General features: G+C 48.6%; 24 protein-coding genes and 1 riboswitch. Of the genes, 17 read left to right on the forward strand and 7 right to left on the reverse strand.

Going from position 1 to position 26131, the window contains the following annotated elements; translation table 11 throughout:
• Position 1 precedes the first annotated feature (1 nt).
• Together ACFQ45_RS07395 and ACFQ45_RS07400 are read right to left on the reverse strand one after the other, a co-directional pair.
• A complete protein-coding gene (locus ACFQ45_RS07395; RefSeq protein WP_377366361.1) occupies positions 2 to 958 on the reverse strand; it encodes an ABC transporter permease subunit in 957 nt (318 codons plus the stop codon).
• Entirely contained in the window at positions 948 to 1805 is an 858-nt protein-coding gene (locus ACFQ45_RS07400) for a taurine ABC transporter ATP-binding protein (RefSeq protein ID WP_377366362.1), read from the reverse strand. Before ACFQ45_RS07400 ends, ACFQ45_RS07395 begins: the two co-directional genes overlap by 11 nt.
• A gap of 200 nt (positions 1806 to 2005) precedes the next feature.
• Here ACFQ45_RS07400 and pdxR point away from each other — a divergent pair, with 200 nt between their 5' ends.
• Positions 2006 to 3505: a MocR-like pyridoxine biosynthesis transcription factor PdxR gene (gene pdxR, locus ACFQ45_RS07405; protein WP_377366363.1), complete on the forward strand. Its 1500-nt coding sequence runs from the start codon at positions 2006 to 2008 to the stop codon at positions 3503 to 3505.
• A 93-nt stretch (positions 3506 to 3598) separates the two neighbouring features.
• Positions 3599 to 4354, forward strand: a complete 756-nt coding sequence (locus ACFQ45_RS07410) for an SDR family oxidoreductase (RefSeq protein ID WP_377366364.1) — start codon at positions 3599 to 3601, stop codon at positions 4352 to 4354.
• A gap of 17 nt (positions 4355 to 4371) precedes the next feature.
• Here the strand turns inward: ACFQ45_RS07410 and ACFQ45_RS07415 are convergent, their stop codons facing one another.
• The gene (locus ACFQ45_RS07415; RefSeq protein WP_377366365.1) at positions 4372 to 4860 is read right to left on the reverse strand and encodes a hypothetical protein; all 489 of its coding nucleotides are present in this window, start codon (positions 4858 to 4860) and stop codon (positions 4372 to 4374) included.
• Between the two features lie 220 nt (positions 4861 to 5080).
• Between ACFQ45_RS07415 and ACFQ45_RS07420 the strand changes: the two genes are divergently transcribed.
• From ACFQ45_RS07420 to ACFQ45_RS07470, 11 genes are all read left to right on the forward strand, one after another.
• On the forward strand, positions 5081 to 5500 hold the full coding sequence (locus ACFQ45_RS07420; RefSeq protein ID WP_377366366.1) for a GNAT family acetyltransferase: 420 nt from the start codon (positions 5081 to 5083) through the stop codon (positions 5498 to 5500).
• Between the two features lie 212 nt (positions 5501 to 5712).
• Positions 5713 to 6135 carry a MarR family winged helix-turn-helix transcriptional regulator gene (locus ACFQ45_RS07425; RefSeq protein ID WP_377366367.1) on the forward strand — a complete coding sequence of 141 codons (423 nt, stop codon included), beginning with the start codon at positions 5713 to 5715 and terminating at the stop codon, positions 6133 to 6135.
• A gap of 38 nt (positions 6136 to 6173) precedes the next feature.
• Positions 6174 to 7238, forward strand: a complete 1065-nt coding sequence (locus ACFQ45_RS07430; protein ID WP_377366368.1) for an HlyD family secretion protein — start codon at positions 6174 to 6176, stop codon at positions 7236 to 7238.
• Between the two features lie 9 nt (positions 7239 to 7247).
• Positions 7248 to 8771 carry a DHA2 family efflux MFS transporter permease subunit gene (locus tag ACFQ45_RS07435; protein ID WP_377366369.1) on the forward strand — a complete coding sequence of 508 codons (1524 nt, stop codon included), beginning with the start codon at positions 7248 to 7250 and terminating at the stop codon, positions 8769 to 8771.
• A 100-nt stretch (positions 8772 to 8871) separates the two neighbouring features.
• Positions 8872 to 9282 carry a hypothetical protein gene (locus ACFQ45_RS07440; RefSeq protein ID WP_377366370.1) on the forward strand — a complete coding sequence of 137 codons (411 nt, stop codon included), beginning with the start codon at positions 8872 to 8874 and terminating at the stop codon, positions 9280 to 9282.
• Between the two features lie 39 nt (positions 9283 to 9321).
• Positions 9322 to 9888 (forward strand): copper chaperone PCu(A)C, encoded by a 567-nt coding sequence (locus ACFQ45_RS07445; protein WP_377366371.1) that lies wholly within the window; start codon positions 9322 to 9324, stop codon positions 9886 to 9888.
• Between the two features lie 75 nt (positions 9889 to 9963).
• Complete coding sequence (locus tag ACFQ45_RS07450) at positions 9964 to 10473, forward strand: DUF2867 domain-containing protein (RefSeq protein ID WP_377366372.1); 510 nt, start codon at positions 9964 to 9966, stop codon at positions 10471 to 10473.
• 127 nt (positions 10474 to 10600) lie between these two features.
• Positions 10601 to 11200, forward strand: coding sequence for a gamma-glutamylcyclotransferase family protein (locus tag ACFQ45_RS07455; RefSeq protein ID WP_377366373.1), 600 nt, complete (start codon positions 10601 to 10603; stop codon positions 11198 to 11200).
• The gene (locus ACFQ45_RS07460; protein WP_377366374.1) at positions 11190 to 12248 is read left to right on the forward strand and encodes a methyltransferase; all 1059 of its coding nucleotides are present in this window, start codon (positions 11190 to 11192) and stop codon (positions 12246 to 12248) included. Before ACFQ45_RS07455 ends, ACFQ45_RS07460 begins: the two co-directional genes overlap by 11 nt.
• A gap of 88 nt (positions 12249 to 12336) precedes the next feature.
• Positions 12337 to 12481, forward strand: a riboswitch (FMN riboswitch).
• A gap of 128 nt (positions 12482 to 12609) precedes the next feature.
• Positions 12610 to 13548, forward strand: a complete 939-nt coding sequence (locus tag ACFQ45_RS07465) for a DMT family transporter (RefSeq protein ID WP_377366375.1) — start codon at positions 12610 to 12612, stop codon at positions 13546 to 13548.
• A 40-nt stretch (positions 13549 to 13588) separates the two neighbouring features.
• The gene (locus tag ACFQ45_RS07470; RefSeq protein WP_377366376.1) at positions 13589 to 14917 is read left to right on the forward strand and encodes a hypothetical protein; all 1329 of its coding nucleotides are present in this window, start codon (positions 13589 to 13591) and stop codon (positions 14915 to 14917) included.
• 78 nt (positions 14918 to 14995) lie between these two features.
• On the opposite strand, the gene ACFQ45_RS07475 is transcribed toward ACFQ45_RS07470, so the two are convergent.
• The gene (locus ACFQ45_RS07475) at positions 14996 to 15559 is read right to left on the reverse strand and encodes an outer membrane beta-barrel protein (protein ID WP_377366377.1); all 564 of its coding nucleotides are present in this window, start codon (positions 15557 to 15559) and stop codon (positions 14996 to 14998) included.
• Positions 15560 to 15592: 33 nt separating this feature from the next.
• Positions 15593 to 16156, reverse strand: coding sequence for a hypothetical protein (locus tag ACFQ45_RS07480; protein WP_377366378.1), 564 nt, complete (start codon positions 16154 to 16156; stop codon positions 15593 to 15595).
• Positions 16157 to 16309: 153 nt separating this feature from the next.
• Here ACFQ45_RS07480 and ACFQ45_RS07485 point away from each other — a divergent pair, with 153 nt between their 5' ends.
• Both ACFQ45_RS07485 and ACFQ45_RS07490 read left to right on the forward strand, forming a co-directional pair.
• Positions 16310 to 17131, forward strand: coding sequence for a DUF6502 family protein (locus ACFQ45_RS07485; RefSeq protein WP_377366379.1), 822 nt, complete (start codon positions 16310 to 16312; stop codon positions 17129 to 17131).
• Positions 17124 to 18158: a DUF5666 domain-containing protein gene (locus ACFQ45_RS07490; protein WP_377366380.1), complete on the forward strand. Its 1035-nt coding sequence runs from the start codon at positions 17124 to 17126 to the stop codon at positions 18156 to 18158. The genes ACFQ45_RS07485 and ACFQ45_RS07490 overlap by 8 nt, the downstream gene beginning before the upstream one ends.
• 1 nt (position 18159) lies before the next feature.
• On the opposite strand, the gene ACFQ45_RS07495 is transcribed toward ACFQ45_RS07490, so the two are convergent.
• Positions 18160 to 20295: an FAD-dependent oxidoreductase gene (locus ACFQ45_RS07495; RefSeq protein ID WP_377366381.1), complete on the reverse strand. Its 2136-nt coding sequence runs from the start codon at positions 20293 to 20295 to the stop codon at positions 18160 to 18162.
• A gap of 298 nt (positions 20296 to 20593) precedes the next feature.
• Between ACFQ45_RS07495 and ACFQ45_RS07500 the strand changes: the two genes are divergently transcribed.
• Positions 20594 to 22933, forward strand: a complete 2340-nt coding sequence (locus tag ACFQ45_RS07500) for a glucose/quinate/shikimate family membrane-bound PQQ-dependent dehydrogenase (protein WP_377366382.1) — start codon at positions 20594 to 20596, stop codon at positions 22931 to 22933.
• A 72-nt stretch (positions 22934 to 23005) separates the two neighbouring features.
• On the opposite strand, the gene ACFQ45_RS07505 is transcribed toward ACFQ45_RS07500, so the two are convergent.
• Positions 23006 to 23926 carry a LysR family transcriptional regulator gene (locus ACFQ45_RS07505; RefSeq protein WP_377366383.1) on the reverse strand — a complete coding sequence of 307 codons (921 nt, stop codon included), beginning with the start codon at positions 23924 to 23926 and terminating at the stop codon, positions 23006 to 23008.
• Positions 23927 to 24022: 96 nt separating this feature from the next.
• Between ACFQ45_RS07505 and ACFQ45_RS07510 the strand changes: the two genes are divergently transcribed.
• Positions 24023 to 25939 carry an FAD-dependent monooxygenase gene (locus ACFQ45_RS07510; protein WP_377366384.1) on the forward strand — a complete coding sequence of 639 codons (1917 nt, stop codon included), beginning with the start codon at positions 24023 to 24025 and terminating at the stop codon, positions 25937 to 25939.
• The last annotated feature ends 192 nt before the right edge of the window (positions 25940 to 26131 follow it).

Raw genomic sequence — 26131 nt, forward strand, 5'->3', positions numbered from 1 at the left:
GTTAGTTATGCCCTTTCCATGGGACGAGTTTTCGTTCTAAGTAGCGCATGAATAAGTCAAAGCAGTAGGCGATAATGCCGATGACAATGATCCCTGCGATCACGACATCTGTGCGCAAGAATTCAGAGGCGTTGAGTACCATAAAGCCGATGCCTCGTTGAGCGGCGACCATTTCTGCGGCCACTAGCGTTGTCCAACCAAAGCCTATGGCAATACGCATCCCAGTTAGAATATCCGGTAGTGCCCCTTTTGAAATGACTTGTAATATGACCTGCCAACGACTCGCCCCCATTGAGTAGGCAACTTGAATCTGCTCGATTCGAACCGAGGAAACCCCCGAACGAGCGCTTAAGATGATGGGCGCAAGCATGGCTAAGAAAATGAGAGTCATCTTGCTGCCTTCGTCTATCCCTAACCAGATGATGATGAGGGGTAAGTAGGCAAGCGGTGGTAATGGTCGGTAGAACTCAATAAGTGGGTCGAATATGCCTCGCAGAATATTGCTACAACCAATCAATATCCCTAGGGGAATGCCAATGAGACAGGCGAAAAAGAAAGACCCAAAAATACGCGTTAAGCTGGCAAATAGATGCTGGGAGAGGGTCGCCCCTGCAAAGCCATTGTTCGCAATGTCTAGAAACTTTTGAAACACATCTACAGGGGATGGTAGGAATAAGGGTTCAACCATTTCTAACTCGGTAACAAGTGCCCAAACCCCAATAAAAAAGAGGGTGGCAATGACGGATATTAGTCGGCTGTCTCCCGCTCCGGGGGCGCCATAAAACTCACCACTTTTAATCGATGGCTTTTGGATTTTTAGATTGATATAGACCAACAGCTTTTGAATCAGCGGCGTGAATTCTTTCGCTTTTAGGGGTTTACTCTCGGTCGGTTTACCAGTGCTGGAGCTGGGGCTGCTCTCTGCTTTTGACATTGGGAGTATTGTTTCAGTGCTCATGTTTAGCCTCTTGCGTTTCCATTTCGTCGCCATGAATGATGGATAGAATTTCTTCGCGGGTTTTGATGAATGCAGCGCTGGACTTCACTTTTCGAGCATCGCGGCAGGCGAGAAATTCTTTGTTAAAGCTCAAATCAAACTGGTGGGTAATGCGTCCTGGACGTGGGGACATGACAATTAATCGTGTCGCTAATAGGAGCGCCTCATCGACACTGTGTGTGATAAAGAACATCATCTTGTTGGTCTGTTGCCAGACATCGAGGAGCAGCTCTTGTAGGGATTCACGGGTGAGGGCGTCGAGTGCCCCGAGTGGTTCGTCTAACAGCAACATTTCAGGGTTGTTTGTCAGCGCTCTGGCAATCCCCACACGTTGTTGCATGCCTCCTGATAGTTGGTAGCCCCGGTGGTGATGAAAATCTTCTAGGCCTACGAGCTTTAAATATTCTGCCGCTTTCTCACGGCGCTCTCGCTTACCCACACCTTGTAGCTTGAGGCCAAACTCTGTGTTGCTTATGACATCTAACCAGGGCAATAAGGCATGCTTTTGAAATACAACACCTCGGTCAGCCCCTGGCCCTCGAACTTCATCACCAAGGTCCAAACCACAAGCGACCCTTGGGTATCCTTTAATGGAGCTGTCTCCCAGAGTCAGGTAACCCTTGGTTGGCGCAATAAAGCCTGCAATCAGACTTAATAAAGTGGTTTTCCCACAACCTGACGCCCCTAAAGCAACGACCAAATCCCCTTGGCCGATGGTCAGATTGATGTCTGACAGTGCAGTGACGGCTTCTCCCCCTTGAGAGGCCGGATAAATGACTGATACATCTCGAATATCTAATGTATTCATTGTTTACCTCTATCCTAATTTGATCTCTTAGAGCAGATATTTCTGTTAAACCATGGAGGTTAAGTTACGGGTCTGTTGCCATAAGCAATAGAGCCAATCGTTTAAATTGATGGTCCAGTTAGCAAAATAGATTTCTCTTGGCGGGGTTCTTGCTTCTTTCAAGGCATATTTGAAACAGTGCATTCTGAATAGGCTGAACCATGACTGATCATTTAATTAACGTTGAATTTCAACCGGGAAGAAGCTTTCAGCAGCAGATTAGAGAGAAGCTCGTTGATTTGATTCAGAAGGATTATTTTGGCAGTGCGCCATTACCTTCCAGTCGAAAGATGGCTCAATTATTGGGTGTCTCAAGAAATACTGTGATGCTGGTTTATGAAGGTTTAGTAGATGAGCGGTTTCTTATCTCAAAAGAGCGTAGCGGCTACTTTGTAAATCCTGAACTGGGTGAATATGAGCTACCGCAGCCCCTTACTGATGTCTCTTTTGAAGCCCCTACAGGACTGGCTTGGCAGCAAAGGTTTAAGCGAGTCTCTGCAAATTTCAACACCCTACGTAAAGACAAAAACTGGATTACGTATTCTCACCCATTTATCTATGGTCAGATCGAGCCAACGCATTTTCCCATTTACCAATGGCGTGAATGTACTCGTATTGCTCAGAGCCGAGGAACCGTTCATGAGTGGATAGAGGACTATGTGGACATGGACTCTAAAGCCCTGATAGAACAGATTCGTCTAAATATTTTGCCAAAAAGGGGCATTACCGCAGCGCCTAGCGAGATCATATTGACCATGGGAACTCAGAACTCCTTCTCTTTGTTAGCAGGGGTGTTGACGAATGAAGATACGTTAGTGGGCCTAGAGAACCCAGGTTATCCAGATCTAAGGCACATTTTTAGTGCATCCAGATCGAGACTGAAGTTTTTAGAGTTAGATAATCAAGGCGTAGTGGTGGGTGACCAACTCAGTCAATGTGATTATGTGTGTGTGACGCCAAGCCATCAATATCCAACAACGGTCACAATGACCATAGAACGTCGCTTACAACTACTGGCTCAAGCGTCTGAAGATGATTTTATTATCATTGAAGACGATTATGAAAGTGAGGTTAATTTTCACGACCGGCCTCTGCCATCGTTGAAAAGTATGGATAAGGAAGGGCGAGTCATTTACACAGGCAGCCTCTCTAAATCCTTGTCACCAGGATTGAGAATAGGTTACCTAGTGGCCGATGCGGAATTGATTAAAGAGCTGAGAACCCTTCGTCGCCTACAATATCGTCATCCTCCTGCTAACAACCAGACCGTTGCAGCGTTATTTATCAGCCAAGGTTACTATGACAGCCACTTACGGCGTATGAAAACACTCTACGAAACAAAGTGGAATCTCATGCATGAGGGGCTCAAAAAATACCTCTACCAATGTGAGGTAACGGAGACTCGGGGCAGTTTTTGTTTTTGGCTACGTTTGCCGTCTTCCATTAAAAGCGAGGATCTCGTCCGTCTTGCTTCAGACTACAGCATTTTGGTGGAGTCTGGAGACAGTCTGTTTGCCCAGAATCCAGCCCCCAAAAACTTCATGCGGCTTGGTTTTTCTGCGATCCCCGAAAATAAAATAGACTCAGGACTTAAAACCCTTGGAGAGCTTATTGAACGACTGCAAATAGAAGCTCCTACACATGCTCATACCATGAACTAACTGGTACCTAAGGTTACTAAGACTGGTTCTAGTGCAAGGGAAAGCCTTCTACTAACTTAGCCTGACAAATGTATCAGTTTAAGTAGGTAGTGTATGAAAAGGTGCGTATTAATCACGGGAGCAACCTCTGGTTTTGGGTTGGCAGCAGCCAGAAAATTCGCCGCAGAAGGATGGCGTCTTATTTTAACCGGGAGACGTGAAGACCGACTGCTTCGTTTACAAGAAGAGCTAGAAGACCTTGTGCCTGTATCGGTTCACGTGTTGGATGTAAGAGACGGTGACGCCGTAGCCAAATTCGTAGCCTCATTGCCTGAAGCTTTCCAGAGTATCCAATGTTTAGTAAACAATGCGGGGTTAGCCTTGGGAGCAGGCCCAAGTTACGAGGCTGACTTAAAAGACTGGCATACTATGATTGATACAAACATCACAGGGTTGGTGAATGTAACCCATGCCATACTGCCCCGAATGGTGGAGAAAGAAGGGGCCAGCGTTATTAACCTAGCCTCTATTGCGTCAAACTGGCCATATCCTGGTAGCCATGTATATGGCGCATCCAAAGCATTTGTAGCCCAATTCTCAAGAAATCTTCGGGCCGATGTGGCAGGTAAAGGCGTTCGTGTGACCAGTCTGGAACCCGGCCTATCCGAGAGTGAATTCAGTCTAGTTCGCTTTGGTGGTGACCAAGCAAAGTATGATCAGCTGTATGCTGGGGCAGAGGCACTGCAACCGGAAGATATTGCGAACATCATGGTTTGGATTGCGAGTCAGCCACCGCACATTAATATCAATAGTCTAGAAGTAATGCCAACGTCACAAGCTTGGAGCAATTTTAACGTGGTTAAGCGCTAATAGCCTAAGTTTTTAGACTAAATCGCTTCATTGGGGTTGTCGATGTTGAATAGGTAGGCCCATTCTTTATCGCGCCCCATGGCGTCTTTCATTTCGACTTTGAGTGTCCACTGCATACGTTCATCGGTACACAAAGGGACCACGACCTTGCTGTGCCATGTGTTGTCTGGGCGTTTCACTAATGGGTATTCGTAGACACCCAAATACATTTCTCGACCTTCTAGTACTAGGTTAACCGATTGGGCGTTTTGCACGGCTTTGGGTAGGGTGAGTACCGTGTCGATGCGGCGATTCAATTGGATGCCTTTATCAAATTGGATGGTGGCACCATTGAAGCGTTCTGGGGTTTCTTGCAGGGTGCACAGGCCTGTGTCTAAGTTACAGGGGCCGAGGGCATCCGGAAGAGGGTCTTCTGAATGGATTAGTTTTACCAGTGCGGCAACGCCAAAGACGGAGACAAAGGCGCCTACGTAGAAAATCAATTCGGCTTTGCTAAAAGGTTTCATATCAGAGTTCTATTCACTTAATTAAAAATCGAGGACGTATTTTACCCTCTTATTGACCGCGAAGGCAGACAAGAGTTCTAAGTGATTGCAGATTTTGAAAGGGAGATTGATTTTCAGCGCAATTTTTAGAAAGCATATGGCAACTATTTTGGTGCGTGATAGGCATGAGCCGCGGTTTTGTATATATTGTTATCAACATGGTGTGCTCATGGGAGATAACATGATGACAATAAGAAGAGTACAGCCAATCGATTTAGAACCGCTGGTTGAGCTATGGGAAATGGTTTTCCCTGATGATCCGTCGCACAACGCGCCGCGATCCATGCTACCGACTAAATTAGATGTGGATGATTTGATTTTAGTGGCTTGGGAAGATGGCGTGCTGATTGGCGCGTGCATGGTTGGTTATGACGGCCATCGTGGCTGGTTGTATGCGGTTGCGGTGCACCCTGATCACCGTCGTAAAGGTGTGGGGACCAACTTGATTAACGCATCCTTTGATACGCTAAAATCCCTTGGATGCATCAAGGTGAATTTACAAGTTCGTGAGGTGAATAACCCAGAAGTGGTGGCATTTTACGAATCCCTTGGTTTTAAAGTTGAGCAGCGTATTAGTATGGGTAAGCTGATCGACGATTAACCCAATCAGATTAAAGAAAAAGGCGACTTACAATAAGTCGCCTTTTTTTTGCCTTCAATTTAGTTATATCTCCATGCTTCCGCGGCGCAATGGGCAAAAACTTAGGCCAATTTAGGGTGGTTTGGGAAAGAAGCGAGGAGCTTAGTTAGGCTACATTGTATATAGTAAGCAATGTATATAATAATTCTTGTACATAAAATGAGTAACCCCGTATGAGTTTGGAAAGAGAAATAGGTTTTCTGCTGGCTGACGTGAAACGTTTAATGCGTCGCGAGTATTTGAAAAGTGAGTCCCCCATCACACCGATGCAGGCTCGCGCCCTTGTTTACGTGTCACGTTTTGAAGGGATACGGCAAGTCGCATTGGCGGAAATCCTGGAAATTCAGCCCATCACAACGGCTCGTCTCATCGACCAACTGAGTGAAGATAACTTGGTGGTTCGCCGCCAAGACCCAACTGACCGCCGCGCTTATTGCCTGTATTTGGCAGAGGGGGCACGCCAACGATTGGACCAAATCGGTTCTTTCGTTGCTGACGTTAACCAAAAGGCGCTCGCTGGGATCTCGGCAGAGGAAGTAGAGACATTGGTTCGCTTGTTAAAAACCATGCACAGCAATTTGTGCGACAAAGAATGATCCATGCTGCATGACATCTACGAGGATAGAAGCATTATATGAGTGACCAAAATACTGCCCCTGACGTGCCTAAGCAGGTTGCACAAAAAGGCAAACGTCGTTTTCTTCTGTTTGTGATCCCTGTGGTCGCCGTGCTGGCTGCCACTTACATCTATCTGCATGGGGATCGTTACGTTGAGACGGACAACGCCTTCATCCAAAACGACAAAACCCCGATCACAGCAGAAGTGTCAGGTACGATTCAGACCCTTAACGTCAAAGAAAACCAATGGGTGAAGCAGGGGGACTTATTGTTTTCTGTGGACCCGACGCCTTTTAACGTTGCGGTCGCCCAGGCACAAGCGCAGCTTGAGCAGGTACGCATTGACTTGTTGTCTCAAAAAGCGGCTTACGAAGAGAAGCAAGCGCAAATCGAGCAAGCGGAAAACACCCTAGCCTACAATCAGCGTGACGAGAAGCGTCAGGCGGACTTGCTAAAACAGCATTACATTTCTGATTCTCAGTATGATGCTTCCAGTCAAACGACAAAAACCAGCCAGTTGGAAATCAACACCCTACGCAAAGATTTACGTCGTTTGCAGGAGTCCTTGGGCGGTGATGTGACCCGTCCAGTAGAAGAGCATCCAAGCTATAAATCCGCGCAAGCCGCTTTAGAGCAGGCGCGTATCGATCTTAAACATGTCAATGTGTATGCACCGGCCAATGGCATTGTGACGAATGTGCCAAACCATGGGGAATACGTTTCCACGGGGGCCGTTGCTATGGTTGTGATTGGTAATGAGTCCCCTTGGATTGAAGCCAACTTCCCAGAAAAAGACATGACCTATATGCATGCGGGACAAGCCGTTGAGATTGAAGTAGACGCTTACCCAGAGATTACTTGGCATGGGGTAGTGGACAGCATTAGCCCAGCAACAGGGTCGGAGTTCTCTGTGATTCCTGCGGAAAATGCGACGGGTAACTGGGTGAAAGTGACCCAGCGTGTGCCGGTCCGTATTCACATTGAACAAGACCCTAATGGGCCTTTGCTACGCAGTGGTTTGAGTACGACGGTAACGGTAGATACGGAGCATCAGCGTTCTTTGCTTGGCGTTAAGCTTTAGGGGGACACCATGACCTTAACCCAAGCAAAACAAGGGGATGACAATTTCCAGCGCATCATGATCACGGTCTCGGTTATGTTGGCCACCATCATGCAAGCCCTGGATACCACCATTGCCAACGTGGCCCTGCCTCATATGCAAGGGTCCATGGGGGCGACGCAAGATCAGATCTCGTGGGTGTTGACCTCTTACATCGTCGCGGCGGCGATTTGTATGCCTCTTACTGGCTTTATCTCCGCCCGCTTTGGCCGTAAGCGTTTATTCCTATGGTCGGTGATTGGCTTTACTGTGACCTCTATCCTGTGTGGTATGGCCCAGTCCCTCAACCAGATTATTTTGTTCCGTTTATTGCAAGGTGTCTTCGGTGCCAGCTTGGTGCCCTTGTCCCAATCTATCTTGCTTGACAGCTATCCTCGTGAGAAGCATGGCTCGGCCATGGCAATGTGGGGCGTTGGGGTAATGGTTGGGCCTATTTTGGGGCCATTCCTTGGGGGCTTGCTCACCGAGTATTACAGCTGGCGCTGGGTGTTCTACATCAATGTGCCGTTCGGTATCTTGGCGTGGATGGGGATCAGTGGTTTCGTGAAAGAAACGGAGCTGAAGAAAGACCGAAAATTCGACTTTTATGGTTTCTTCTTGCTGGCTATTGGCATTGGTGCCCTACAAATGATGCTCGACCGTGGGGAAACCCTGGACTGGTTTAGCAGTCTTGAGGTGATCATTGAGTGTGGGCTAGCGGTATTGTGTTTGTATATGTTTGTGGTGCACATCAATACGCACAGCACGCCTTTTATCGAAACTCGGCTGTTCCGTGATCGTAACTTCTCCGTTGGCTTAGTGTTTATCTTTATTGTGGGTGTGATTCTGTTGGCGACCATGGCTCTGTTGCCGCCCTTTATGCAGAACCTGATGGGCTATCCGGTGGTGGACGTCGGTACGATTCTCGCACCCCGTGGTTTTGGCACCATGGCAATGATGATCTTGGTGGGGCGTTTGTCAGGTAAGGTAGATCCTAGGGTCTTTATCTTTATCGGGCTGTCTTTGATCATATTCTCCATGTGGGAGATGACCCAGTTTACTTTGGACTCTACCGCTGGCGATATTATTCGTACTGGTGTAGTGCAGGGGGCAGGACTAGGGTTGGTCTTTGTACCGTTATCCACTATTGCGTTTTCGACTTTGGATCCGTCCTTGCGTACGGAAGCGTCTTCCTTGTTCAGCTTGTTGCGGAACATAGGTAGCAGTATCGGTATCTCCATTGTAGCCACTTATTTGACCCAGCAGACTCAGATCAATCATGCGATCTTTTCTGAGTTTGTGAATCCATTCAACTTGGGGCTGTCATTGGCGGAGCAGGCCGGCACTTATTCAACTCAAAGCACACAGGGCCTAGCGGCGTTGGATGCTATGGTCAATGTACAAGCGGCAACTTTAGCCTACCTTCAGGACTTCCGTCTGATGATGTGGGTGACAGTCTGTGCCTTGCCATTAGTGTTTATCTTAAGTGGACCTGCTAAGCGCCAAGCATCTTAGTCACCTTAAGTATCCAAAGAACCCAGTATTAAAATACTGGGTTCTAGGTTTTCCGAACTAACTTCTCTACAATACAGCCACTTCTATTTGTGGTGTGACTATGTCGACGACATTGGCTTCTCGGTTACGAAAATATGGACGCTGGGTGTTATTCGCCTGGGCTTTGTCCTTATTGGGCCCCCTAGTGGTGCCGACCCAGCCAGTGGTAAAAGACGACTTTGTCGTACTGCGGGTATGTACTTTGATGAACGGTGTTCAGTTCATTAAAGTCCCTCTTGCTGAGTATTCAGACAATCAAATCAAAGATCACATCAGCCAGCTGCATGGTAGTTGTAAGTGTGGCTTGAACGTGGATCACATGTCTTTGATTGCGGCTGACTTTGTGTTGCCGCCACGAGATTTTGCCCCGTCACTCTGGGCAATCCCCCATAATGAGCGCGTTATTGCGACTTTCGTGCCTCATTACTACTCCCGTGCCCCGCCTTTCTTCGTAGCACCTTCATCGGTTTGAGTTGTCGAAAATTTTGCTTGAAAAAAGAAAGGGTTAGTTATGTCTGTACGGTTTATTTCTCGTTTGGCGCTGGCAGCGCTAGGGATGTCTTCGGCTATTGCGATGGCGTCATCCATTGAACTCAGCGCACCTGCGGTGCGTGCTACGCCACCGGGTGCGCCTACTAGTGGTGGCTATGTCACCTTGATCAACCACTCGGATCAAGAGCGCTTTTTGGTCGCTGCAGAAAGCAATGTGGCAAATAAGGTTGAGATTCACCTAAGCGAGATGCAAGGGGACACCATGAAAATGTATCAGGTTGATCAGGTGGTGATCCCTGCTCATGGTGATGCGCAATTAAAGCCGGGTGGTTACCACATTATGTTTATGGGGTTAAAACAACCTTTAAAAGCAGGTGATTCCGTTGCTCTTACCTTAGTGATGAAGAACGGTGAGCGTATCAAGTTGTCTGCCCCTGTTTTGTCTCCTGATGAGATGGCTGCCTATGCCCCAGGCAGTATGTCTATGCATCATATGAATCACGGTGACATGGATCACAGTAAGATGAACCATGACAAAATGGATCATCAAGGCCACGGCGACATGGCGGATAAAAAGCACCATTAAGATAAGGCAATTGATCAGGTCATTGGTTATACTTTGACCTGATCATATTTTATCAATCACATCAGGGAGTGTGTGATGGCTGTGCCTCAAGGATCTCAAATAGCTTTGTACCTACCTCGCGCCTTCTTTGCGGACAGTTGGTCTGTATCCGTTCCGTCTAAAAACATCACCGCCATGACCTTGTATATTGAAAGTATGCGCCGAATGCCTGGTTGGGCGAATGCTTTGATGCAATTGCGCAATAATATCTGGGCCACCGTGGGTCTTAAAAATCTCGGCAGTTTTAAAGAAATTTTGCATGTGAAGCATGCGTGCGACTACATCAAAGGAGATCGGGTGGGGATCTTTACTGTGGTTTCAAACGAACATCACGAGGTGGTGCTAGAGGACTGCGATAAACATCTAAATGTGAGAGTGTCCTTTTACATTAATGATTTGGGTGATCAATCGCACATAGCCGTAACAACGGTTGTCCATGTCAAAAATTGGCTTGGTCGTTTGTATATGATTCCTGTCTTTCCTATCCATAAACTCATTCTTTGGCGTTCTATGGCGCAAATCCGTGCCATTTATAAAAGCCAGTAACCTATTGATTCCTTAGCAAAAACCATATTGCCCCTGACAGTTGTCATATATCTTCTCTGGTTTTGGTGTATCGACCAAGCTATTATCGGCGGCCAAAAACTTTAAATTGCGTGCACAGGAGAAGAGTATGAGTCGTCATTACATTCTCGGCTATGGCAGCCTTATCAGTTCAGAAAGCCGAGCTAAAACCGGTGAAACAGGACAAGTTTGGCCGGTGAAACTGCATGGTTTTGAGCGTCATTGGTCCATCATGACATCAGAGTTTGGGATGAGCTCTGTTGCGGTGGTCAAGTCGGATGCTAAAGCCTGCAATGGTGTTCTTATTGAAGTACCGGAAGATCAATTCACCCTGTTTGATGAACGAGAACAAGGCTACCAACGCACGCAAATTGAGCGCGAGCAATTGACTCCTTACCTAGACGAAGAGTTGCCAGACGGTACCTATTGGATTTATCACACGGAAGAAGTGGTAGAACCCCATACGGAATGCCCCATCGCACTGAGTTATGTGGACGTGATTTTGTCCGGTTGTCTTGAGCATGGGGATTCCTTTGCGACGGATTTCTTAGCGTTAACAAAAGGGTGGCGCGGGCCACTACACAATGATCGTTTGCAACCGAGATACCCTCGTGCTCAAACAAATTTATCGACCGAGCGCCTCAACCGATTGTTAGCGCCGGTTACGACTTTATCTTTAAACGAGTTAGCCATCACTTATGAGTCTTAATCCTCCCAGCCTTTTGCTGGAGCGTAACGCAGAGCAATTTACCGGCAAAGTGCTGTTTGCCAACCCTGAAGATGCTTTTCCTCAAGAGCTAAAAGGGCAGGCAGAAGTGTTTGCCTGGTGTCAGTCCTATACCGTTTACGAACAGCTTTTACGGGTAGGTCTGTCTGAGTCTAATGTGCAGTTTTCAGCCCAGTGGGACAGCACGATTGCCTCTGACTTTGACCACGTCATTATTTATCAGCCCAAAGCAAAAGAACTGCTGGATTATTTGTTAGCGGCGACCTTACCCGTCTTAAAAAAAGGAGGGCAAGTTTGGCTCGTTGGAGACAACAAAAGCGGTGTGAAATCGTCTTCAAAGCGTATGGTGTCGCCTTTAGAGCACGTTGGTAAGTTTGATGGCGCTAAGCATTGTTTATTGTTCAATGGTCAAAAAGCCGACGAAGCAAAGCCTTTTGTCTTTGAGGATTGGGTGACTTCTTGGAATGTAGACGTGGCGGGGCAAGCCTTTACCTTGTGCAGCATCCCAGGGGTTTTTGGACACGGTAAGCTAGATCGTGGCACTGTGATCTTATTAGAGCAAATGCAATCCCACCGATTTATGGCGGATGTGGCCAATGCCCGTTTGTTAGATTTTGGTTGTGGTGATGGCATCATCAGTATGTGGTTGCACAAGCACACAGGGGCCAAGCTCCATGCGTTAGATGATTCCGCTTTGGCCTTGGCGGCCACGGAGCTGACGTTTGCTGCGAACCAAGCGGTGGGTGCTGTGACTTTGGTAGCTTCCAATGGTTTAAATGAAGTGAAAGGACGCTTTAATTATGTGATCACTAACCCGCCGTTCCACACGGGAGTGAGTACAGACTACAGTGTCCCTGAGAAGTTTTTTATCAATGTAAAACAACACCTTACCTTGAATGGTGAGGTGTTTGTGGTGGCTAACGATTTCTTACGTTATAGCCCTTTGATGGATGCGGCCTTGAGTAAGTCCGTGCAATTAGAGCGTAAGAATGGCTTTGCGGTGTATCACGCGCGACAAAAGCGCAATTAGACCCACTTGAGATTTGCCCTAATGTATTCATATTAGGGCATTGCGCCCCAGTTAGGCTGGGGGTAAAGTTTTAGCTTATTTTTAATTAATCGAACTTCGGGGCGGGGCGAAATTCCCCACCGGCGGTGACTTTGCTTTGCAAACAGCCCGCGAGCGCCTTCTTTTGGGAAGGGTCAGCAGATCAGGTGTGACTCCTGAGCCGACGGTTATAGTCCGGATGAAAGAAGATCGACCAAGTCTCCTTTAAAGGTGCCTCTATGGGCGCACCTTTAAAGGCGAGGCTCACCCATGCGCTCGTGTGGGTTACAACTTGGCTGTTCAATCATCACCCCTGTGACTCTTATTTATTGGAGAATGAGAGATGGCAGGAACACTGTTTATTATGCTTGCGTGCTTTACGTGGGCCCTTGATACCCTTATTCGCTACCCTCTGCTGGGAGTAGGCTATAGCACTCTTCAGGTCGTGCTGTTTGAGCACCTGGCCTTAGTACTGATCACTGCGCCCTTGATCTGGCGTTATCGTCATCATTACCGACAAATGCGCCGAGCATCCCTTGCTTGTCTGTTTTTCATCGGAGGTGTCGGCTCTGCTCTGGGTACCTTGGCCTTTACTGAAGCCTTCCATTATCTGAATCCCACAGTAGTGATCTTGCTGCAAAAACTACAGCCCGTGATCGCGATTGTGTTGGCTTTTGCTGTGTTGAAAGAGCAGATCCGCGGTCATTTTGTGCGCTGGTCCTTGGTGATACTTGGGGGAAGCTTCCTTATGATCGCCCCAGATATTATGGCACTTGGAGACGCACAATGGCATTACAGTGATGAAGAAGTGGAGGTTCTAAAAGGTTACGGCTTTACTCTACTCGCCGTGGCTGCATGGGGCGCCGCTACCGTTTGTGGTAAGTACCTGTCTTACCAAAGCGTGCCTGCTAACGCCATTATGTCAGGGCGCTTCTTATCGGGTTTGCTGGTGCTGTTAGTTTTGTCCTTGGGCAATACAGATCAGATCAGCACCATGCCAGCGGAGGACTTGGGCGCACTCGTGGTGATGGCCTTATTAAGTGGCTTGTTAGGCATGTGGTTGTACTACCAAGGGTTAAAGACAGTGCGAGCGCAACTGGCGACCCTCGCAGAGCTTACTTTCCCTGTCTTTGCGGCCGGCATTAACTGGTTGTTTCTTGATATGTCGCTCACCCTTTACCAAATTGCCGGGGCGATTTTATTAATCGCGGGCAACATTGGCTTGCGCCTTCGAGATGCGAAAGTCACCCAGCAGGATACCCTGACGGCACAAGGTGCTTGATGTAATCTATAGGTTGAACCGTTTTTAAAAGGATGTACCTATGCGTTTGCCGTCGCTCAAGCTGGCTTCTCTCGACATAAAAACTCTCTCTGGATATGGGGTAGCGTTAGGTTGCGCTTTGTTTCTGTTGGCCTTGATCCCTGGGCTGGGTGGGCTGCTGATTTTGTCTGGAATGGTCTATTGGGCGGTGTTTGTTAGTGCTTGGCAGCGTCTTAACAGACGTAATAAACGACAATGTGGCTTTTTACTTGTGGTGGGGGTTGTGGCGCTGGTGGTGGCGGTCTTTACTGATGTGACTGTGCCGGTGTTTTCTTTGTTACAGGGGAACTTGGCCATTGTGGCCATGTTAACGGGCGTATCCTTGCTGGGGTTATTGCCAGATTCGACTAAGCCAAAGCCACCTATGACTGGGGTAAAAGGTTTTGCGAGCACGTGGGCGAGCATTCAGTTACTTGGCGCTGTGATTAATATGTCAGCGGTGTTTGTGGTGGGGGATAAGCTGCAACGCCAGTCCGGACAGTTATCTGGGCCTCAATACTCGATTCTAGTTCGCGCTTTGACCAGTGCTGGTTGGTGGTCGCCGTTTTTTGCGTCCGTTGCGGTGGCCTTGTCGATTGCCCCTGATGCAGAGTTTCATCACCTTGCTGTGATTGGTTTACCCCTCTCTATTATGGCTTGTGCCTTGTCTTGCTGGGAGTTTAAACGTAGCGGTCAGATCGAGGCTTTTCAGGGGTTTCCTTTATCAGTGAGCTCCTTAGCCTTCCCCGTTTTGTTAGCGGCCTTGGTGCTGATTTTTCATTATTTTGTGATGCCAGAGGCGGCAATTTTGTCCATTGTCACCTTGTTAAGTCCCATCAGTGTAGTGTTGTTTTTATTTCTTAGAGGTGGTCCTCGTCATACCCGCCAGCGGTTGCGTGACCATGCCCACATTCGTTTGCCAAATATGGCCAATGAGGTGTCGTTATTTTTGGCGGCGGGGTTTTTATCCACTACGGTCAGCTTGGCGCTCCAGGGTCTACTGGGAGAAGGGTGGTCCTTGTTTGACCACTTTGGTTTCTTTGAGGCGTACCTGTGTTTTCTGGTGATTTGTGGTATTTCTTTAATGGGCTTGCACCCCATTGTGGGGATCTCTTTGATGAGTTCTATGGTGCCAGCCAGCGGTGCGGACAATACTTTGTTGGCGTTTGTGTCCTTGTGTACCTGGGCCGTGGGTACGGCCATCAGTCCCTTGTCAGGAATCAACCTTTCGGTGGCGGGCAAGTATGGGGCAGACAACTTTGCGATTGCCCGCTCTAATTGGTTCTACGGTGCGTTAATGGCCGGTGTTGTGGCTCTCGCCATGTTGGTACTGACTTGGACCTTGCCTTAGTGGATACTTTACGTGTGTATCATAAAAAACAGCGGCATTTCGCCGCTGTTTGAGAAGATCTGTGGTGCAGCTGCCAGTCTATAAGTTGGCAAACAACTTGATTTGAAATGTATTGGCGCTTGGGTCACTTTCCGCGCTGAATACGTCTTTTTGATAGGCCTTAGGGTCACGATAGGCATATTGGACTTCCATGCCAAAGTCACCAAAGTTATAGCCTAGGCCAATCGGTGCTTGTAACCCGGTAGCAATATAGTCGCTGCTGCTGGTGGTAGATTCCCAATGTTCGCTGAAATATCCAAGTCCAGCGTACCCATAAAACCCTTTGTCGATAAATGATGTACCGAGCAAAAAGTTGAGCTCTAGCCCGGAGGTTTCAAATACTGATGGGCCTGAGTTAGAGCCTTGGGAATAAGAGCCACTTCCGTTGTAGTAATAATTTGTCGCAAACGCGAAATTTTCGTGGGGGATCAACCGCACACTGAAAACAGGGGAGCCAAAATCTACGCTGTAATCGCTACTTGCATCTTCAATATAGCGAGCATGGTAACCACCACCAATTTGGGCATTGGTCTCAGCCTGTGCGTTAGCTGTGATTAATAAGCAGCTGGTAGCGGTTAGAAAGACAAGATTCTTGCAGTACATGATGTATTCCTCATTATGAATGAAAAAAAGTGATTAGTGGCGCTTACCACCATGGCCACCGGAGCTATGACCACCAGAGCTATGACCACCGGAGCTCTTGCTTCCGCCATTGCCTCTGCTACCTGAACTATGCCCCCCTGAGCTTTTGTTGCCTGAGCTATGACTACCAGAGCGGCTACCGCTGTTTTGTTGACGATTGCTTTGTTTGGATGTGATCCCTGAAGAGGATTGCTGATTTGCGTTGCTCGCCTCTTCTTCTGTCACTGTGCTATCTGAGTCCGTTCCTACAAAGGTTTCATCTGATGCTGAGCCTGACTCGCTAGCAACGCTATTATCATCCGCTAAGTAAGTCTCATCAGAGTTTGTTGTACCTTCTTCACTTGCGGCGTCGCCACTTGTGTCACTGCTCGTAGCGCTCTCATCACTGGTGGTTGTGTCTTCTGTTATGACGGTACTGTCTTCGGATGTGGCACTGCTGTCGCTGGTGGCGTTAGCTTCTTCATCCACAACGTTGGCGTATACCTGCGAGGTAAGGGGAAATGATAGAAAAGTGCTCAGCGCTAAAGTAGCGATGAAACGTAAGGAGGAATTGGCCATGGCTGCTGCTCCATATGAGGGGGTTATGGGGTAATAATTGAGTGTTGTTTTATTTGTGGGATATTTTCCCACTAATTATTGAGGTTAAATTAAGTGGATAAATTTCCCACGTCAACATAAAATTTCGAAAAATTGACTATTTATTGAGCCAATATGTCCCAAGACACACCTAGCCAAGGCACGCGCCAGCTGATCACTAAGTCATTAAAGAAGGTTTTATCCTCTTTAGTTCGCTTGGTTGTTCGTTATGGCGTGACTTATCCTGAGTTTTTGGAGTTGTTGAAAAAGGTTTATGTGGATGAGGTACGCCAAGATCTGCAGCGCAAGGGTGATAAAGTCACTTTAAGTCGTATCAGTGTGGTCAGCGGAGTGCACAGAAAAGATGTTAAGCGGCTTCTAGAAGACGCCCCAGATGAGTCGTATGTACCGGAGAAATCATCCCTTACTTCCCGATTAATTAGTTTGTGGGTGGGAGATAGCCGTTTTTTAGACGAGCAGGGAGAGCCTTGCCTTCTGCCCCGGCAAGGTGACTTGTCGTTCGAGAGCTTAGTTCGCGAAGTCAGCGTGGATATTCGTCCTAGAACAGTCTTTGATGAGTGGTTGGATCGAGGTTTGCTGACGGAGCAAGAGGGTCAATGTCAGCTCAATTTAAATGCTTTATTTCCAAGTGATGATTTGGCGACAAAGGTTTCCTTTTTTGCCCGTAATACCTCAGATCATATTGCTGCCTGTGAACACAATCTTCGAGGCGAACTGCCGCCATTACCAGAACGTTCCGTGTTTTATAACCGATTGTCTTGCGAATCAGTGAGTGCTTTGCAAGACACTGCTAGCCATGAAAGCCAGGCCCTGCTCGTGAAACTCAATAAGCAAGCCCAACAACTGGCCCGTGAAGACGATGGCAAAGCGGAGGCCGATCACAGATTTATTCTGGGTGTGTATTTCTACCGTGAGCAGGATCAACAAGATGGCTAACTGGATTAGATGGGGACTTACCCTGCTTCTCAGTCTGTCCTTGGTGATTTGGGCAAGCGATGACCGAGGCATTGGCGGCACCGGTAAAATGATGGGGCAGCCATCGGATACGCAAGGAGATGACCGAGGTATCGGTGGCACAGGGGTAATTGGTACGATCACAGAGTTCGGTAGTATCTGGGTAAATGGTTTAGAGATAGAGCTTGATGAAAAGACCAATATTCTCAGAGACGGTAGAGCTGCTAGTGAGTCAGATCTGCGTCTTGGGCAACAGGTTGCTGTGCTCGCCACGCAAGAAGGTGACCAGTGGTGGGCACGTGTGGTGCGGATTCAACATGCTGTGATTGGCGAAGTGGTTGAGAGTCAATCGGAAGGTTGGCTGGTTCAAGGAGTATCCGTTGTTCCGGCCACCGATGCGCCGGGGGTGCTACCATCGTTAGATCTAGGGCAAAACGTTCGAGTCAGCGGCTATTTTATTGGCGATCAACTCTATGCAACGGATATCGAAAAGATCCCTGAAACGGACCAATGGCAGATTGTTGCACCTGCGCAAGCTGTGTCACAAACCCAATGGCGTTGGGCGGGGAGAGTCCTGCCAGAGGAAATATTGGACGCTAAAGATGGGGAGGTCATCACCTTGCGAGGGCGAAATACTTCACAAGGTGAATCAGCTTATTTTGTCAGGCATGAGCGGTTACCGTTTGCAGGCCAAGTCTCCAATTACTTAATAGAAACGCCGGATGCATCGTTGCGAAAAGGTCGCTCGGTGAAAAATTGGTCCGCCGATCAATTAAAACAGATGCAGCAACGGGAGCCTGAGCGAAGCTTCTCCCGAGAGGGGGAGCCTAAGCACCGCGGAGATGATGGGATGGAATTTACTGACGATCGACAAGGGTCATACTTAGACAGGCATGATACTCGCAGCAATCACTTTGGGGAGCCCACTAAAAACACAGAAGGGTCTTCTCCAGCCTCAGGTGATCGCAGCTCAGGCGGGCGTCATGGCGATGGTCCTAAGAGACATTAAGTTAACCTCGACGCCAGTTATGGTATTTCTCAAGCCAGCGTAATGCCGCTTGTGGGGCGTGGGCTTTTTTCCATTCTCCCGCGGCGTATTTGTTGGCTTCTGCCCACGTTGGGTAGGCATGTATGGTGCCCAAAACCTTGTTTAGGCCTAAACCATGTTTCATGGCCAGTACGAATTCTGGCAGCATTTCCCCAGCGTTTTCCGCCACTATGGTCACTCCCAAAATGCGGTCTTTGTTGGGGGTGGTTAACACCTTAATCACTCCCTCTGCAGCGCTCTCGGCAATGGCTCGGTCTAGGTCCGATACGTCGTACTCCACGACCTCGTAGGCAATGTTTTGAGCGCTTGCCTCGGTTTCGTTGAGTCCAACCCTTGCTACTTGAGGATCTACGAAGGTCACCGCTGGGATCACCCGATAGTCTGTTTTAAAGCGTTTAAATTGCCCAAATAATGCGTTCACACTGGCGTACCATGCTTGGTGCGCGGCAACGTGGGTGAGTTGGTAGGGGCCCGCCACATCGCCTGCGGCATAGATATTTGGATAAAGGGTTTCTAGGTAGTCATTGGTGTCTAGGGTTCGTGTGGCTGGGATGCCTAGTTCTTCTAGGCCAAAGCCTTCTAAACGAGCTGCACGCCCAAGGGCCACTAATGCATAATCAAATTCGATCGAGCCTTTTTGTGTTTGAGCAAGATGACCTTGGACGCTGGTTTCAAAGGCCTGAACTTCCCCGTTGAACTGCACTGTCACACCGTCAGCAGTGAGCTTTTTAAGCACTCGAGCACTGATGTCAGGGTCTTCCTTACTCAGTAACTGACTGCTTCGTTCGAGTAAGGTGACTTGACTGCCAAGGCGCGCAAACGCTTGAGCCAGTTCGCAACCGATCGGCCCACCGCCGAGTACTAATAGGCGTTTGGGTGGTTCTTCTAATTCCGCAAACGTTTCCCAAAGGGTGTCACTGGTGACGTAAGGAATGGTCTCGATACCGGTAATATCAGGCACAAAAGGTTGCGCCCCTGTGGCCAAAATAATGCTGCGGGTGGTGATCTGTTCGGTGTGACCTTTAGCGTCTGTTAGTGCGACGGTCCAAGGGTCAATCAGTTTTGCTTCCCCCTGACGAACGTCTACCCCCATAGCGCTGTATCGCTCTACGCTGTCATGGGGCTCAATGTCGCGGATCACCTCTTGGATACGTGCCATGACACCTTTGAATGAAAACTGAGGTGTCTGAGGTGTTAAACCGTATTTATCCGCCTGGCGCATTTGTGCGGCGACTTTGGCGCTTTTAATGATCGCCTTACTTGGTACACACCCATAATTCAGGCAGTCGCCTCCCATCTTATGACGTTCAATAAGGGTGACTTTAGCCTTTACGGTAGCGCCGATGTAGGCGCTTACTAACCCTGCGGCACCAGCCCCGATTACCACTAGATTTCGGTCAAACTTTTTGGGAGGCGTGTATTTTTGATAAACGCGACGCTTCTGCAGCCCCGATATGATGAGTTTAGCCAGCCAAGGAAAGAGTCCTAGCAGTACAAAAGAGAGAATTAACTCGACGGACAACACGCCCCGGAGGCTTTCCAGCTGAGCCAGTTGAGTGCCTGCATTGACGTACACCGCAGTCCCCAAAAACATCCCCACTTGGCTGACCCAGTAAAAGGTCCAGGTGCGGATAGGAGTGAGCCCCATTACCAAGTTAATTAAAAAGAATGGGAAAACCGGCACAAGGCGTAATGTAAACAGGTAAAAGCCACCGTCCTTTTCAACCCCTTGGTTGATGGTTTTAAGTCGTTGTTGAAAGCGCTTTTGCACCCAGTCTCGAAACAAAAATCGAGACAGTAAAAACGCTATGGTTGCTCCCACGGCACTGGCAAATGAAATCAGGGTAAGGCCCCAAGCCAGTCCAAACAGAGCGCCTCCCGCAAGGGTAAGTATGGTGGCACCGGGAAAAGAGAGTGCTGTCGCCACCACATAGAGGATAAAAAACAGCAATGAAGCGAACACAGGTTGTTGGTCACGCCAATGTTGCAGCTGATCAAGGTTGGTTTGCACCGATTCTAGGGTGAGCAAGTGTCCATATTGGCTTATACCCAAGGTGGCCAAAGCAACAATTATTAGGGCAGTGAACGCTTTTTTCATCAGTGAGCTCCAGAGTGCGGACGGTTTACATAGATGCATGATTGGACGTCCAGCAAGCAATATTATTACAAATTAATAGTGATCTACTTTCTAATTTAGAACGTAAAGAAATGTAATTACGTGAAAATTTAAAAACTAGATCATTGAAAATATTGAGCTTTTTTGGGTCTTTGCACAATTTAAGCGAATTATGAGAATTAAGGAAGTTTGCTCATTTCTCTTTACCTAACGACCAGATAGTTTCTACTCTAAATATATCAACTCAAATCAAATAATTTACAGGGAGTGTAACGCCAGAATGTTTATTCTATCGATCCTCTTTTTCATGATCGGCCTTGTGCTGACGGCTGGTGGTATCTGGCTGTTAGCTCTCGATGGAAGCCCCTACTACGTGATTGCTGGTGTTATTCTATTGGCCGTCAGCTTCACCTTACGCCGTCGCCGAGTGATTGCAAACAGCTTGTATGCCCTATTGCTCATAGGAACCATGGCTTGGTCCCTATGGGAGTCAGGATTCAGCTGGTGGCCACTGGCAAGCCGAATGGGCACCTTGTTGGTTTTGGCCCTACCATTAATGATCTTTGTTGGCCGCAAAGGGCGTGCAGCCCAGCGTCTATTATTGCCAGCTTGGGCCGTTTGTACTGTGCTTACCTTGAGCCCACTCGCCATGGACGATCCCACTGCCGTAAAAGGCACCATGGCGGAGTCTGTCGTCAACCCATCTGCTGCAACGGGGTTAGCGAACCCAGAAGAATGGCACGCCTATGGCCGTAGTAATTTAGGTCAGCGTTATGCGCCAGTAAATCAGATCACCACAGACAATATTGATGATCTGACCTTAGCTTGGCAGTATCAAACGGGGGACACCAAAGGCCCTGAGGATGTGACCGAAACTACCTATGAAGCCACGCCCCTCAAAATCGGCAATGCCCTGTATCTATGTACTCCGCACAACTGGTTGATTGCGTTGAATGCTGATAGCGGTGAAGAGCTTTGGGTCTACGACGCCAAAGTGCCTGCAGAGAGTCAGCGACAGCACCAAACTTGTCGGGGCGTGTCTTATCTTCCTGCTGCCGACAGCAGTAAACAAAATCTAGCCAAGAAACAAAACCAACCTGCACAAGAGCTGGCGTCCATGCAATGTGATGCTCAGATCTTCTTACCCACTTCAGATGCTCGTCTGCTAGCGGTTGACCCCGAGACTGGGGCTTTGTGTTCTAACTTCGCGGATAACGGCACCTTGGATTTGATGCATAACATGCCTTACAAGCAGTCCGGCTTTTACTACTCTACTTCGCCCCCATTAGTCGCGGGCGGTAAAGTGATTGTGGCGGGCTCAGTTAATGATAACTATGCCGTTAATTCTCCGTCGGGTGTTATTCGTGCCTACGATGCCAAAACCGGCGAGTTGATGTGGAACTGGGATGCTGGTCATCCAGAAGACACAACTCCGATTGGCGAAGACGAAACTTACGCAGTGAGCTCCCCTAATAGCTGGTCTGTGGCCAGTGCTGATGAGGAGCTAGGGCTTGCTTATTTCCCAATGGGCAACCGTACACCGGATCAGCTTGGTATGTACCGTTCACCTGCGGACGAAAAATACGCCACCTCAGTGGTTGCTTTGAGCCTTGAAACGGGCCAAGCAGAATGGGTGCAGCAGTTTGTGCACCATGATTTATGGGACATGGACACACCTGCTCAGCCGGTATTATTGGACTTGAACACGGACAAAGGTGTGGAACCTGCATTGGTGGTGCCCACCAAGCAAGGGGACGTATACGTTTTAAACCGAGGCACCGGTGAGCCGATTTTCCCAATTACAGAAGAGCCAGCGCCCCAGGGATCTATTCCAGGGGACTTTACGGCACCGACACAGCCTACTTCTGCGGTAACTTTTAAGCCCGAGCCATTAACCGAGGCGAAAATGTGGGGGGCCACCCCAATTGACCAAATGTTGTGTCGCATCGAATTTAACAGCTTAGATTACGAAGGTCGTTACACGGCACCGTCAGAGAAAGGCGCCATTGTGTTTCCGGGCAACTTTGGGGTATTCAACTGGGGCAGTGTCGCGGTAGACCCTAAACGTCAGGTGATGTTTGGCATGCCTTTATACCTAGCATTTACCTCAAAATTAGTCGCCAAAACGGGACAAGATTTAGGGGAAACCAACCAAGGGGAACAAGGCTTAAATGAAAACGCTGGCGCGCCCTATGCGGTGGAAATGGGACCTTTCCTATCGCCATTAGGTGTTCCTTGTCAGCAGCCACCTTGGGGCTATGTTGCCGGTGTGGATTTACGCACAGGGGAAACCGCTTGGAAGCATAAAAACGGCACCATCGAAGACCTCACACCACTGGCTCTGCCCATTCAAATGGGTGTGCCGGGCATTGGTGGCCCTATCTTAACAGACAGCGGTGTGGCCTTTATGGCCGCGTCTGTGGACGATTACATCCGTGCTTACGACGTGAAAACCGGTGCGCAGATTTGGCAGTCTCGTTTGCCTGCGGGTGGTCAAGCAACCCCAATGACCTATATGAACAGCAAGGGTGAGCAAATGGTGATTCAAGTGGCTGGTGGCCATGGCTCTATTGGCACCACCATTGGTGATTATGTGGTGGCTTACAAGCTCGCCAAATAACCCTCAGAGCAGCCTTTGCAATAGCACTTTAGCTAGAAAAGCCCAGCAGCTGCTGGGCTTTTTTGTGTCTGATTATAGGGCTAAACCATAGGTGGGTGTGTGCTCATCTAAACCCTTGGCAAAGGTCAAAATGTCATTATGAATGCGTTGATAATCCGGTCGCTCGTTGTGTTCTTGGCGGCTCCATAATGCAATATCCCGTCGCGGCATAAAGCGTTCATCTGTGAGCAACATTTGTTCTGGGAGGATCTCGCCACTCATCAAGGCCAATCGTGCAGGTAAAGACACCAACATATCCGTTGTATTGAGTAGGTGGATCACTGAACGAATGCTACTGGTAAAGGTGATCTTGGCTGCATTGTCTTGGATGGGAAGATTGCTGTTCATAAAGCCTGCGCTGGCCCCGGCCACAAACCACTTTTGTCGTTGCAACACCGGTTCTTCGATCAATTGCTTGTGCTGTAGCAGAGGAGAGTGCTTACCCGCAAAAATGGCGGAACGGTCTCTGAAAACTATGGTTCGAGACAAAGTGCTTTGGGCAACAGTGACATGGGCTGGCCCCAACAAAAAGTCCAGTTCTTCCTCCTTGAGTAGTTGGATTTGTGCCGCTGCGGAACCAGTGCGAAGGTGAAAGGCAAATCTGGGCTCATCGATAAAATGGCGAGTAGTTTGTGCCACAGTAGAATACTCCCAAAGGGGATCAATGCCCACGGTGAACTCGTTGCGAAAGCCGCTGTTCCACTGGCGGATAACTTCGTTGCTGTATTCTGACTCCGCAAGAATCTTTTCACCAATGGCGGCCAGCCGCTCCCCAATTTCAGTCGGGGTAACCCCATACCGGGTGCGCTTTAGGACCGGTGCGCCGACTTTTTGCTCTAGCTGTTGAATCGCACGGGTGAGTGTGGGTTGGGTGACAAACAGCTGTTCTGCCGCGGCAGAGATGGAGCCCTGTTTGATGATGATAGCCAATTGCTTCAGTAGGTTTGGATTCATGTATGCGTTTCTTTTTAGTCTGGCTCTATAAATCTATTTTTCCTTATATTTAATCTACTCTAAAGTGAAGAAAAATAACAAATCGGAGTCAGTGCCATGCAATTCCATCAAGACGGTTTTTTTCCTGGAGACCCACGTATTTCAGATCCACAAGATCGAGTGGTGCCGCCACCGATTAAGCGTCCTATGCCAAAACAGGTAGATGTGATGATCGTTGGCTGTGGTCCCGCAGGGTTAAATCTTGCAGCGCAGCTGTCTCAATTCAGCGATATTTCGGTGTGCATTGCCGATTTGAAGGACGACCGTTTGTTAGTGGGGCAGGCCGATGGTATTGCTTGCCGCACTATGGAAATGTTTCAGGCCTATGGTTTCGCAGATCAGATCAAGCAAGAAGGGTATCAAGTGAACGAAGCGGCGTTCTGGAAGCCCGATGCAACCCATCCAAACCATATTGCCCGCACAGGGAAGGTGGAGGATGTGGAGCAGGATTTGTCAGAAATGCCCCATATGATCATCAACCAAGCCCGCATTCACGATGAGTTCTTGCGGGTGATGAAACACTCGCCAAACAAGTTAGAGCCCCATTACCAGCGGAAATTTCTCGGTTTAACCGTGGACGAAACAGAGGAATACCCGGTGACTGTTCAGTTTGAGCGCATGGTGAATTATTCCCAGTTCACCAAAGAAGTGGAAACGGTAAAAGCCAAGTATGTGGTGGGCTGTGACGGAGCCCGCTCTGGGGTGCGTTCTGCCATAGGGCAAACACTGGTGGGCGATGCCTTGAACCAAGCTTGGGGGGTGATGGATGTGCTGGTGAACACGGACTTCCCTGATATCCGCATTAAGTCTCTGATTCAGTCCCATAAAGAAGGCAACATGCTGATTATCCCACGGGAAGGGGGGTATATGGCGCGGGTGTATGTAGAGCTGGATAAGCTCAAGGAAAACGAGCGTGTGTCACGGGATGAGATGACTTCGGACATTCTAGTGGCCGCTGCCAATCGCATCATTGCACCCTATACCATGGACGTGAAAGATGTGGCTTGGTGGTCGGTGTACGAGATTGGTCAGCGTATTACTACGGCATTTGATGATGGTGCACTAGGGCGCGCTCCACGGGTCTTTTTAGCGGGGGATGCGTGCCATACCCACAGTCCCAAAGCAGGACAAGGCTTAAATACCTCGGTAATGGATACCTGGAATCTAGGTTGGAAGTTAGCTCATGTGCTTCGTGGTTTAGCGGATGTGTCCTTGTTGTCCACTTACTCTTCAGAACGACATGAATACGGACAAGCCTTAATCGACTTTGATCGTCAGTGGTCATCTATGTTCAGTGCTAAACCGAAATCGGCGGAAAACCCTGACGGAGTCGATCCGGCAGAGTTTCAGCGCTATTTTAAATTGTTTGGGCATTACACCGCTGGAGTGTCGATCCAGTATCGCCAATCCTCAGTGATCGGTTCAAATGAGCATCAAGACTTGGCAACGGGATTAAAAGTAGGCTTCCGCTTCCATTCGGCCCCAGTGATCCGTCATGGGGATGCTAAGCCGATGCAATTGGGCCATTGCCATACGGTGAATGGTGCTTACAGGGTGTATGCTTTTGCCGGTAACCAAGCGCCCATGTCCGAGGGCTGTGGAGTTCGTCAGTTGGCTGACTTCATGATGAATCATGGGGACTCGCCTGTGAAGAAATACACCCCTGCTGGTGCTGAGGTGGATTCGGTGATTGACCTGCGGGGTATCTTCCCTTGTCATCATCATGCCTTAGAGCGGTCTCAGTTAGACCCGCTGCTGACTCCGGTAAAGGGCAAACTGGGGCTGAAAGATTTTGAAAAGGTGTATTGTGCGGATCACTTAACAGGGCCTGATATTTATGATTTGCGTGGCATTGATCGTGAGCAGGGGTGCCTAGTGATTGTACGTCCTGATCAATATGTCGCCGCCGTCCTGCCGTTAACAGATTTGGCAGGGATGAATGCGTATTTTGAGCAGGTACTCGTCCCTCAGTAATCCTAGGCAAAGTGTTGAAAAAGCCCAGCCTTAGGTTGGGTTTTTTTACATGCTTCTTTATTCCATAATTGATTTGTATATGTAAACCAATAGTCCTTTTAGTTATAACGAAAAGGGTTTTAAAAAGACCAATTTAATATTGGCGCGTCAGAGTCACTTTCCTTATCATGCCGCCTTCATCGTGGCCACAAG

It is taken from the genome of Rhodanobacter aciditrophus (assembly GCF_042679525.1).
Taxonomy (GTDB): domain Bacteria; phylum Pseudomonadota; class Gammaproteobacteria; order Pseudomonadales; family Marinomonadaceae; genus Marinomonas; species Marinomonas aciditrophus.